General features: G+C 33.4%; 11 protein-coding genes. 3 read left to right on the forward strand and 8 right to left on the reverse strand.

The features are described 5' to 3' along the window. The first annotated feature begins 327 nt into the window (after positions 1 to 327). On the forward strand, positions 328 to 987 hold the full coding sequence (locus RB619_RS17355; protein ID WP_308099791.1) for a ribonuclease HII: 660 nt from the start codon (positions 328 to 330) through the stop codon (positions 985 to 987). A 45-nt stretch (positions 988 to 1,032) separates the two neighbouring features. Here the strand turns inward: RB619_RS17355 and RB619_RS17360 are convergent, their stop codons facing one another. The 6 genes from RB619_RS17360 to RB619_RS17385 all read right to left on the reverse strand — a co-directional run bounded on the left by RB619_RS17360 (position 1,033) and on the right by RB619_RS17385 (position 7,476). Next, a complete protein-coding gene (locus RB619_RS17360; protein ID WP_308099793.1) occupies positions 1,033 to 3,408 on the reverse strand; it encodes a TonB-dependent receptor in 2,376 nt (791 codons plus the stop codon). Positions 3,409 to 3,474: 66 nt separating this feature from the next. Next, positions 3,475 to 4,056, reverse strand: a complete 582-nt coding sequence (locus RB619_RS17365; RefSeq protein WP_308099795.1) for a Crp/Fnr family transcriptional regulator — start codon at positions 4,054 to 4,056, stop codon at positions 3,475 to 3,477. A gap of 125 nt (positions 4,057 to 4,181) precedes the next feature. Then, positions 4,182 to 5,033 (reverse strand): nuclear transport factor 2 family protein, encoded by an 852-nt coding sequence (locus tag RB619_RS17370; RefSeq protein WP_308099797.1) that lies wholly within the window; start codon positions 5,031 to 5,033, stop codon positions 4,182 to 4,184. Between the two features lie 176 nt (positions 5,034 to 5,209). Next, on the reverse strand, positions 5,210 to 5,908 hold the full coding sequence (gene lipB, locus RB619_RS17375) for a lipoyl(octanoyl) transferase LipB (protein ID WP_308099799.1): 699 nt from the start codon (positions 5,906 to 5,908) through the stop codon (positions 5,210 to 5,212). Between the two features lie 5 nt (positions 5,909 to 5,913). Further along, entirely contained in the window at positions 5,914 to 6,669 is a 756-nt protein-coding gene (locus RB619_RS17380; protein WP_308099801.1) for a hypothetical protein, read from the reverse strand. A gap of 75 nt (positions 6,670 to 6,744) precedes the next feature. Beyond that, complete coding sequence (locus tag RB619_RS17385; RefSeq protein ID WP_308099803.1) at positions 6,745 to 7,476, reverse strand: hypothetical protein; 732 nt, start codon at positions 7,474 to 7,476, stop codon at positions 6,745 to 6,747. Between the two features lie 461 nt (positions 7,477 to 7,937). Here RB619_RS17385 and lysS point away from each other — a divergent pair, with 461 nt between their 5' ends. Further along, on the forward strand, positions 7,938 to 9,641 hold the full coding sequence (gene lysS, locus RB619_RS17390; RefSeq protein ID WP_308099805.1) for a lysine--tRNA ligase: 1,704 nt from the start codon (positions 7,938 to 7,940) through the stop codon (positions 9,639 to 9,641). A gap of 106 nt (positions 9,642 to 9,747) precedes the next feature. On the opposite strand, the gene RB619_RS17395 is transcribed toward lysS, so the two are convergent. Then, positions 9,748 to 10,344, reverse strand: coding sequence for a hypothetical protein (locus RB619_RS17395; RefSeq protein WP_308099807.1), 597 nt, complete (start codon positions 10,342 to 10,344; stop codon positions 9,748 to 9,750). A gap of 65 nt (positions 10,345 to 10,409) precedes the next feature. Next, entirely contained in the window at positions 10,410 to 11,432 is a 1,023-nt protein-coding gene (locus tag RB619_RS17400) for a 2-hydroxyacid dehydrogenase (protein WP_308099809.1), read from the reverse strand. 197 nt (positions 11,433 to 11,629) lie between these two features. Between RB619_RS17400 and RB619_RS17405 the strand changes: the two genes are divergently transcribed. Continuing rightward, positions 11,630 to 12,070: a hypothetical protein gene (locus tag RB619_RS17405; protein WP_308099811.1), complete on the forward strand. Its 441-nt coding sequence runs from the start codon at positions 11,630 to 11,632 to the stop codon at positions 12,068 to 12,070. Positions 12,071 to 12,187 lie beyond the last annotated feature (117 nt).

The following is a 12,187-nucleotide window of genomic DNA, read 5'->3' on the forward strand; positions in this document are numbered from 1 at the left end:
AACTCATAAAAAACTGCAATATCTTTTATTAAGTTCTTTAAATTGATAGTTTTTTTTGAACTTTTGATAAAAACAAGAGCCAAATACCTAAAAACATCAATTTTTTTCAATCTTTTTGAATAATTGTTATTCAAAAATTCAAAAAAAAAGTCCAATTGAGTAAAATTATTAAGAGAAAGTGTAAAAAATTCCAAACTCAACGGCCTTTAAACTATGGCTAAAGCGTTAAAAACAAATGCTTTTTGACCTAAGACCAGCGAATATTCGTCGTCACTTTATCAATTTTCTGAAATTTTTACAATCTTTGCCATGCAAAAAGCTCAAAAAATGCTCGAAAAGAATTTCTCAGGATTTATTTTAGAAACCGGAACCGATGAAGCTGGACGAGGATGTCTTGCCGGACCGGTAACTGCAGCAGCGATAATTCTGCCTCAAGATTTTGAAAATCAAATTTTAAATGATAGTAAGCAGTTGTCCGAAAAAACTAGAGCGCTTTTAAAACCTATTATCGAACAGCAGGCAGTATGCTTTGCAGTCACGCATTTATTTCCTGATGAAATTGACGAAATAAATATCCTAAATGCATCTATGAAAGGAATGCAAGAATGCATTTTAAAATTAAAACATGTTCCAGAATATATTATTGTAGATGGCAACCGTTCTCTAAATGCAAAACTTGGACTGAAAAATACTTTTGGGAAACAATTTTCTTCGACTGAAATTGAATTACTAAAATCAATTCCGAATCAAAGCATTATTAAAGGTGATGCAAAATACCTAAGTATTGCAGCAGCTTCGGTTTTAGCAAAAACGTATCGCGATGAATACATGGATCAAATTCATGAAGAATTCCCAATGTACAATTGGAAACAAAATAAAGGCTACCCTACCAAAGAGCATCGAGAAGCAATCAAAAAATACGGAACCACAAAATATCACCGTATGAGTTTTAGGCTTTTGCCAGAACAACTCACTCTAGAATTCTAATAAAAAAAGCGACCTATATATTAAGTTCGCTTTTTTTTATAAAATCTAAAATTGAAACTTATATCCAAAATCTGGAGAAAACCCAATTTGGTCTTTTTGATTTATACTATTTGTTAAACGATTATACTCTAACGTAAAAACATTTGTATGATTGGTTACATTTTGAAAATCGATATAAAACTGATGGAATCGTTTTTTTGTTTTACTATTGAATTTAACGCCAAACTTTATGTCTAATCTCAAATACGGATCGTATTGTTTGCTAAATGCATTTGCATCGTCTCTTATTTCATAACCGGCATTGTTTGATGCTTCTAAATCAACTGGTGTATAATAACGACCGCCGGCAGTAGTAAATTTAGTATCAATCGAAAATACATTTTTTCTGGCTTTTCCAATTTTAAATTCTTTTCCGCCCAAAAGATTAACTACATAACCATTATTAAAAGGAGAATTTCTTTCAACATTGTCGCTTCCTTTATATTTGCTTTCAAAAAGCGAAGTTGTAAACAATGCATAATATCCTTCGCTAAAGAATTTTTCAACCGTAAATTCAATTCCTTTATTGTTCCCTGTTCCTTTACTTACTAATGAAGTCTTATCTATAGAATAACCAAAATCTGCACCCTCAGTCAAAGTAGAATAACTGCTCGGAAACGATTCTACTCCAGCTTTGCTTATATCTTGATAATAAACCTCTACTTTTCCTCGCCATTTTTGAGCTAAACGAACATCATATCCTAAAACATAATGTTGACTTTGAACTAAATCTAAATTTTTATTAGTCTGAACTTGGCTTCCGCCAAGAGATTCATTTAAGAACAAAATCGGAACAGGAACACTTTGATGGTGCATTCCGTAACCAAAACTAATTGTGTTTTTTGAATTTACTGCATACGACAGTGCCGTTCTGGGCTCAACAACAAATTCTTTATTAATTGAAAAATACTGCCCGTGAATACCTGCGTTGAAAGTTAATTTTTCCGTCAAGCGGAATTGCCCTTGCGCAAAAGGCTGTACAATATTATAACTTCCATTATTATCAATCAATTGAACAAAATCGGGATAACCGTCTCCGTCAGAATCTTGCTGACGTTCTCTCGAAGTCATTTTCGCATCTAGATTATAATGTTCAAAAAGTAAACCTGCCCTGAAAGTTATTTTTTTGCTGATTTTAGAATTAAATAAAGTTGAAAACGTAATTCGGTTTTCAGCATTATTAATATCCGTAAAAGGCAATCTATTTTCACTTGGCGTATTGTAATCAAAATAACGGTAATTCTCATAGGAGTTTTTTGAATTCGCTGCGCCAATGATGGTCTTCAAATATGATTTTGTACCAATTTCTAAATTATGCTTCAACCCAATAGAAGCAAATCCCGATGTAACATAACCATCTTCATCCTGTGCCGCAAAAGGATCTTCTTTATCAATTTTATCGCCCAAAAAATCAATATCCGAAGTTCCGTAAATTCCAAAAACAGAAAAGTTTCCTAATTTACTTTTTCCCAAATCAACATTAAAACTGATATCACTATAATTAGGTTGTGCATCTGTTCCAGCTAAGCCCAAAATCCCAACAAAGCCATAACGAGCGGAAGCTACAAATGAACCTCCTTTTTTGCCTAAAGGACCTTCAGCCATAAATTCCAAACCCGGATACGCACCAGCACTAATCATAAATTCATAATTGTCTGGATTTCCTTTTCTAAAACTTAAATCAAAAACACCGCTAATTGCATTTCCATATTCTGCTGGAAAAGCCGAAGTTAAAAAATCAGAATTGGCTAAAAGATTGGGGTTTAATGCCGAAACGGGTCCGCCTGTAGTTCCTAAAGTTGAAAAGTGATTTGGACTAGGAACTGGCATTCCTTCAATTCGCCACAACATTCCCGAAGGTGAATTCCCACGAACTACAATATCATTTCGGCTGTCATCTCCGGTCGAAACTCCAGCAAAATTAGAAACTAAACGTGCTACATCGCTTCGGCCTCCGGCAAATCTAGTTACTTCTTCGGTTGTGAATTGCTTTGTTGAAACGAGTGCCATTTTATTAATGGGCTTCGCTTTACTTGAACCCGAAGTCACAACAATTTCATCTAATGTATTAAACTTTTCAATTAGTGCGATTGTTACTAAATTATCTTTTCCTGTTGTAACATCAAGATCAGCTATAGAGGTATCTTCATAACCTGAAAAACGGATGTTCAGCGTTTGCCTTCCTAGCGGAATATTTGTTAATTTAAAAACGCCTTCAACATCAGAAACGGCTTGAATATTATCATTTCCAGCCAAAGAAACAATTGCGCCCGAAATAGGTTTTTCAGATTGTTTATCAACTATTTTACCTTTGACAGTTCCTGTCTGAGCGTAAAAAATCAAGCCGAAAAAATTAAAAAAAATCAGAAATATACTTTTCATTTTACTTTGCTTTATAGTTATAAAAGCAAAAGTAAAACCCCGAAATTTCTTAAAAATTGACTTGTGTTAAGATTTACTGTTCAATGTTATTCTTGTCCTGATTCGGCTTAAACTTTCTGGCTGAATTCCTAAATAACTTGCGATATGTTTAAGAGAAACACGCTCTACAACTTTTGGGCAATATTTTAAAAAACGCAAATAACGTTCTTCGTGAGACAGCAGTGACATTGCCATATTTCGTCCAGTTAAACCTTTAATAGTTCGCTCCATCATAATGCGCAAAAAGGCATTAAAAACAGGATATTCTGCAACCAGTTTTTCGAAATCATGTTTATAAGCCAAATACACAACACAATCTTCAAGAGCTTCAATATTTAATAATGAAGGTTTTCCATATAAAAAGCTTTCAAAATCAGAATACCAATCGTTTTCAAAGAAGAAATTTCCAGTCGATTCGACTCCATCAACTAAATAATAATAACGAATGCAGCCTTCTGCCACAAAAATCCCGAAATTACAGACATCGCCTTCAACCAAAAGGTGCTCGTTTCTTTTAACTTTTTTTAACCTAAGTATGTTTTTAAATGCCATACTTTCGACTTCGTTAAACTCAATCATTCGGGATAAATCTGTAATTACGCTCTGCATGATTTTTAGGTTTTTGAAAACTTAACTGGTATTTAAAAACATATAACTGAAACTATTAAAAAAAATTGCCCCAGAAACACGTATCTAACAGAAATATAACAAATTACAGAAAAATTTACAGTTTATTATTTCTTGCTTTTCAAGAATTCAGCAAACTGTTTTGTATCATAATAAAATGGTCGAATTGCAGTAATTTTTCCGTTTTTCAAATCAAAATGTTCCGAAATTGGCATAGAAAGTGTCTTGCCAGATTTCTTTGATTTGCAATTTATTGTAAAATAAATAATCACTTCATTTTTTGAAGCATCACTAAAATAAACGGGTTCTTTCTCGATCTGTAATTCAAAAAATTCAGTTGATTTTGCAAACATTTTTGTCCATTCAGAAAAACCTACAAAAGTTCCTCCGTATGGCAATCCTGTAGCTTGCGTGTAAACGGCTCCATCTTCAATTAATGTTGCCATGGTATCAAAATCTCTTGTTTTAAAAAGGCATTCGTAATATTTTGCAACTACTTTAAAATTTTCAGCCTCAAGATTTTTCAGAACATCTTCTTCCGATAAAGTGGCCGAATTATCCCAAAAACCAATGATTTTACTAACCTGCCCTTTTCCGTTTAATCTGGCAAAATCACGGCCTGCCATTACTAGTTTATTTTTAGAATCAAGGATTTTCCATTCCCAGGTTACATAGTTGTCTTTCACGATTTTTGGTCCAGAACTTAAAACCGCATCGGGAACTTTTTTATAAAATTCATTGATTACATTGTTCAATGCCACAGCGCCTTTAATAGATGCCGAAGGATCTTCAAAAGTACTATCTTCGAGCCAAATTGATTTAATTAATTTTAGTCGCGCATCACTGTTTTTTTCTTGCCAGGCTTTTTCATAAATCGTAACAGGATATAATTTATCTTTCTTTTGAGCAAAAAGACCATTAAGCATGAAAAGGAAGCAAAGGAAGTAAAGTTTTCTCATAAATTATTTGGGTTAGATTATATTGAATCGTAAAAAAGTATAAACCCAAATTTAGCATAAATCCTCCAGAAATTTACATTTTAGCACGAGATAAAAAGTTAAATGCTGAAGAAAACAACCATTTTTACGTTGTTTTCTTCAGCATTATTCAATCTTACTTTATTTGAGAAGCTTTTTTACACAAATTCGGCTTCAAACAATTGCATTAAATGTTTCAGAATTTTAGCTTTTACTTCTTCTTCATCGACCTTTTCTACTCCAAGTTCGACTTGCAAAGAAGTAACGCCTTTTCCGCGAATTCCACACGGAATTATATTATCAAAATAACCTAAATCGACATTTACATTTAAGGCGAATCCATGCATGGTTACCCAACGAGAAGCACGAACGCCCATCGCACAAATTTTTCGTGCAAACGGAGTTCCAACTCCAAGCCAAACACCTGTTTCACCTTCGCTCCTACCCGATTCTAATCCGTATTCTGCTAATGTCAAAATGATAGCTTCTTCCAGAAAACGCAAATATTTATGAATATCTGTGAAGAAATTTTCTAAATCCAAAATAGGATAACCTACAATTTGTCCTGGTCCGTGATATGTAATATCACCACCTCGGTTGATTTTATAAAAAGTAGCCCCTTTAGCTTCGAGCTGTTTTTCGTTTAATAACAAGTTTTCTAGATCACCGCTTTTTCCTAAGGTGTAAACATGTGGATGCTCAACAAAAATTAAATAATTTGGAGTTGGCAAGTCTAGTTCTTCTCTTCTGTTTTTGATTTTTAAATCGACAATATCCTTGAAAAGCTCTTCCTGATATTCCCATGTCGATTTATAGTCTCTGTTTCCCAGATCCTGAAGTTGAATTTTTTTATTCATTTTAATTATTTTTCAAACTCAACATCAAAGTTTAGTTTGTCCGGATTCTCCATATAATCCGTGAAAGAATATTGAATTGTAATTGATTTTCTGTCGTCGCTGAATAAAGCGCTCGGGTTAGAAACTTTTTTGATTTTTTTCGGAAAATGATATTTGACGATATAATTTGACGATGCAAAAATCATTTTAGACATATCAGCAGATGAATCATTAAGTTTCTGCGTCAATTTTTGCTGATCTATAATTGCTTTTCTTGTAAATTTCTTTCCATCATAAGTATAACTTAACTTACTGTTATTGTCTCCAAAACCACTTCCAAGAGGATTTGCCGATGCGCCTCCTTCTAACTTTTGAAGCGTACTTGCGGTCTGTAAAATATCCTGAAGTTCATTTACACTTTTAAAATCAGTTGCCAGAGTCATTAAAAATTGTTTTTTCTCGGAACTCATTTTTGTCGTCACTACAAAATTTTCCAATTTTTTAAGTTCTTTCTGGGTTTCTGGCGATAATTTTGCGATACTGTCTTTTTTCTCAGCAAGTAATTGTTTGAAGGTAAAAGTCGAATCAATGTCTTTTTTGGCATCACCTCCTACTTGGTTCCCGATTTGATCACCAGCCATCTGCATTAAGGAAGAACCGTCCATGTCAACAGAAAATTTCCCAGATCCGTTATCGTTAATTGTAATGTTTTCTGTGAAAGTACAGCTTGTTAATGCAACTAACAGAAAAGAAAAACTCAGCAGTTTATATAATTTTATCATAGTCTAATTTTTTATCAAAGATACGAAGTCTTTTTTTAGATTCTAAGATACTAAGGTTCTAAGATGCTAAGAAACTTATTGAAAGTCTTTTTGCTCTAAAACTACTTCTAAATCTGTACTTTCGAAATTTTGATAACAATCTGAAATTTGAAACTCTAGGGTTAATGATTTTTTGTCTTCACTTAAAATGGCTTTTTCGTTTGAAACCGATTTTATTTTCCTGGGAAAAATATAGTGTAAGGTATAGGATTGTATCACTTTATATTTAGCATACCATTTTTTTCTTTGGTCTACCATTTTTTTGTCCTCCTCAAATTTTTCCTGATCGACAATTACAACTTTTCTTTGAAAAGTAGTTCCGTCAAATCTGTAATTTATTTTGTAAGCTCTTCTTGCTATCGGAAAATTTTCTTTTAAAGAATTGGCAAGTCTAAGACTTTCATAAAGATTGGGTACTTCTTCTATTTTTTTGAAATCTGACGAAACGATATTAAAATGTTCCACTTGAATGGGGTCAACTTTTATCTGCATTTTAACATTAGCATGTTCCTGAAATATTGCCTGATCAACTTTAAGAAACTTCACAAAAGTTTCCTGGTATTTTTTTATATAATCCCGAAAAACAAATGTTGTATCTACAAACCTTTCGGCACTAAAATTTCGTCTCCCTATCTGCACCATACTATTTTCATCTTGAAGATTATAGACTTCAATATTTCCGCTTCCGTCCGGATTTATATTTATTGTTTCGGTTACTTGACAACTTGTTAGGAGAATTATAAAAATAAAGGCTTGTAGTTTTTTCATTTATTCTGAAGAGGTTCTGAGGTTCTAAGTAGCTAAGATACTAAGTTTTTAAGATGTTTTCTTACAGAAATATTTTTATTCCCCACAATATTGTCATTCCGAACAAGGACACGAGCGTTAGCGAACTGGCGAAGCAATCTCCGCAAGTAGCTCGTCAAAGATGGGTGAAGTTCTATGTGGAGTTTCTTGCGAAGATTCCTCGTTCCTCGGAATGACAAGAATACTTGACTACTGATATGCACCGCAACTCAAACGTCTTCTGAAAACAAAAACATCTCGTCTAGCCCCGATAGAAGCGGTATCCTTTTTCTGGCTTCTTTAGACAGGAAAAGATACAAGCGGATAGCGGGACAAAACGTCCTTGAAACCCAATAAATTGCTGCTACAAAAAATCTAAAATCTGCATTCTAAAATCTGCATTCTTTTCTTTATCTTTGCACACTTAAAAAACAGAGCACAAAATGGCATTATCAGAACAAGAAATCATTAGAAGAGAAAAACTTCAAAACTTACGCAACTTAGGAATCAATCCTTATCCGGCTAATCTTTTTCCTGTAAATCATACTTCGAAGCAGATAAAGGAAACTTTTGAGGAAGGTAAGAAGGTTATTGTTGCTGGACGTTTAATGAGTGTTCGTGATCAAGGTAAAGCTTGTTTTGCTGAATTACAAGACAGCGAAGGACGTATTCAACTATATGTGAATCGTGATGTTTTGTGTGAAGGTGACGATAAAACTTTGTACAACCAAGTATTTAAAAAATTAACCGATTTAGGTGATTTTATTGGTGTTGAAGGTGAATTGTTTACTACGCAAGTTGGTGCAAAATGTATTCGTGTAAGCGGTTTTACTTTTTTAAGTAAAACATTGCGTCCGCTTCCGTTGCCAAAAGTTGACGAAGAAGGAAATGTACACGATGCTTTTAATGATGCTGAATTGCGTTACAGAATGCGTTATGTAGATTTAACTGTAAATCCACAAGTTAAAGAAACTTTCATTAAACGTACTAAATTATTTACTGCGATGCGTGGTTATTTTAACGACGCTGGATATCTTGAAGTTGATACTCCGGTTTTACAGTCAATTCCTGGTGGTGCTTCGGCAAGACCATTTATTACGCACCATAACTCGCTTGATATTCCGCTTTACATGCGTATTGCGAATGAATTATACTTAAAAAGATTAATTGTTGGTGGATTTGAAGGTGTTTATGAGTTTTCTAGAAACTTCCGTAACGAAGGTATGGACAGAACGCATAATCCCGAATTTACTGCAATGGAAATATATGTAGCCTACAAAGACTACAACTGGATGATGGAATTTGCTGAAGGTTTGCTAGAGCATTGTGCGATTGCTGTAAATGGTACAAGCGAAGTTACTTTTGGCGAACACACAATCAACTTTAAAGCGCCTTACGCTCGTGTTACAATGACCGATTCAATCAAACACTTTACTGGTTTTGATATTTCTGGAAAAACAGAACAAGAATTGTTTGAAGCAGCAAGAGGAATGGGAATCGAGGTTGACGAAACAATGGGTAAAGGAAAATTAATTGATGAGATTTTTGGCGCGAAATGCGAAGGAAATTACATTCAGCCAACTTTCATTACTGATTATCCTAAAGAAATGTCGCCACTTTGTAAAGAGCACCGCGATAATCCAGACTTGACGGAGCGTTTTGAATTAATGGTTTGTGGTAAAGAAATCGCAAATGCTTATTCTGAATTAAATGATCCAATTGATCAAAGAGAGCGTTTTGAAGACCAAATGCGTTTGGCTGCAAAAGGTGATGATGAAGCAAACGGAATTATCGACGAAGATTTCTTAAGAGCGCTTGAATACGGTATGCCTCCAACTTCTGGAATGGGAATTGGAATGGATCGTTTGATTATGTATTTGACAAATAATGCTTCTATTCAGGAAGTTCTATTGTTCCCGCAAATGCGTCCGGAGAAAAAACTTGCTCAGATCGAATTGACTGAAGAAGAAAAAGTTATCATTACTTTATTGAAAGGAAACGAAAATAAAATGGAATTGGCGCAACTAAAAGTTACTGCTGCTTTAAGTGGTAAAAAATGGGATGCGTCTATGAAAAATTTATCTAAACACGGTTTGACTAAAGTTGCTGTTGATGGCGAGTTTAAATTTGTTGAATTGGTGGGGTAAAATTTTTAAAAATTCCAATTTTGGAAATTATAGATTCCAAAATTAATTAATATTCAAACCCGACAGGTTTTAAAAATCTGTCGGGTTTTCTTTTCGAATAATTTGATTAAAACGAATACTTCTCCATTTTTTTATCTGTAATATCCAGAACCTTGGCGCTTTCTTTTGGCGTTACACCTTTCCAAATTTCCTGAACTGAAGGATTTGACGGATATTTTCCGTTTTTCATTTTTATAAGATGAAATTCATTTCCGCTTTGTATGATTAAATCAGAGAAATTTTCTGTTGATGAAGTGGCGATAAGAATTGGAAATTCAGTCACCGAAAAACGGTTTATTAAACTTCCATCATTATTTAAAATATAACCCGAACAGCCCCCACTTCCGCAGAAATACGAATTTGAAAAACCAACAAAATATTCATTTTTACTATCGTTGTTTAAATCAAAAGCTTGGTAATAAAAAAATCGATCTGCTTTTGTCATTGCAGGTAAATCTTTTTCTAATAAAATATTTAACCGAGTTCTAATCAGTTCAACTGTTTTATCATCTCTTGGTGGCGCATCACTTAAATTTGCGGTTCCGCCAACTGTTTTTGACAAGGTATCTTGAACAATAGTTTTAACAATATTGCTTGATTCTTTTTTGTTTTGGCAAGAATAAAATGCCAGAATCCCGATTAAAATTAAAATTTTACTTTTCATAATCTGATATTTTTAAATCTACATCTTCATTTACAAGTATTAAATTACGAAAAATATTCGACAATTTAAACCAGGAGTGCTGCTTTGTTTTCAATATCATTTTGCGTCAATAATGACTTTATATTATTAAAAGTCACTAATGCAATCTGCGTTAAAGCTTCGTTGGTAAAAAACGCCTGATGCGCTGTTACCAAAACATTCGGAAAACTCATTAAACGCTGAATTGCGTCATCCTGAATAATATCTGCAGATAAATCCCTGAAAAACAATTTTTCTTCCTGCTCGTAAACATCAATTCCCAAATAACCTATTTTCCCTTCTTTCAAACCTTCAATAACCGCCGAAGTTTCAATTAATCCACCACGGCTGGTATTGATGATCATAACACTATCTTTCATCAACGCAATCGAATCATCATTTATTACATGCTTTGTCTGGTCATTTAGCGGGCAATGAAGTGAAATAATATCACTCGATTTAAATATCTCTTCTAAACTCACAAAAGAAACGCCATCCTTGATCATTTCATCATTTTCGACAATATCATAAGCCAATACCTTACAGCCAAAACCTAAAGCAATTTTAGCAAATGCTTTCCCAATATTTCCCGTTCCAATAATTCCGATTGTTTTTCCGAATAAATCAAAACCTAATAATCCGTTTAAGGAGAAATTCTGCTCACGGACTCTGTTATAAGCTTTATGTGTTTTTCGGTTTAGGGTTAAAATCATTGCCATGGCATGTTCTGCAACTGCCTGTGGTGAATAAGCTGGAACTCGGCAAACTTTTATATTGTTTTTTTTTGCTGCTTCTAAATCGACATTATTAAAACCAGCACATCTTAAAGCTATAATTTTTACATTTTTTTCGGCCAATTGTTTAATAACCGCCTCGTTTACAATATCATTTACAAAAACACATACAATACTGGCATTTTCGATTAAAACAACAGTTTGAAGATTCAGTTGCGTTTCATAATAATCCAATTCAAAACCATAATCACTGTTGTATTTATTGAAAAAAGATTTGTCATACGGCTGTGTTGAGAAAAAAGCTATTTTATTATTTAGTAATGTACTTGAGCTCATAATTAATTTTGTTCTAGGTTCTTAAAACGTCTTGATCCTTTAAAAATAAGCAATTATTTCTATACTATTGCTGTTCCTGTTAACGTTTTAATGAATTACGAATCAATATGTTAAATAAAACACAAATCTTTTATTTACTATTAAACCTAATGAATTTGTCAAAGTCTTATTGGTATAACAATTAAAAAAACTTAATCATGAAAAAACTATTTATCGCAGCTTTGTTATTTGTTGGAGTAGCATCTTTTGCACAAGACATGGATCAAAAACCAGCGCGTGAGCAAAGAGAAAGATTGACGCCTGAACAGCGTAATGAAAAACAGCTGAAAAAATTAACTTCTGAATTAAATTTAGATGCTAATCAGCAAACTCAGGTAAAACAGCTTTTGGCCGACCGAAGTGCTAAAGCAGAGAAATTGAGAGAAGCCCGTCAAGCAAGCAAGGAAAGCGGAACTAAACCAACTGCTGCCGAAAGAGAAGCTTTTAAAAAAGATATGTTAGCTGAAAGAGACGCAAACGATGCTAAAATGAAATCAATCCTGAATGCTGACCAATATACTAAATGGAAAAAACTTCAAGAAGAAAACAAAGACAAGGCTAGAGAAAAAATGAGAGAATACAAAAATGAAAGCAACTAATACCGATTGGACAAAATATATAGTCCAAAAAAAATTGAACTATTATTTTGTTCCATCGGCATTATACCAGAATTTATTGGACTAAACAACATTTACAATTGGTATAATTTGTTTTCA

The organism is Flavobacterium sp. LHD-80 (genome assembly GCF_030929605.1).
Classification (GTDB): Bacteria; Bacteroidota; Bacteroidia; order Flavobacteriales; family Flavobacteriaceae; genus Flavobacterium.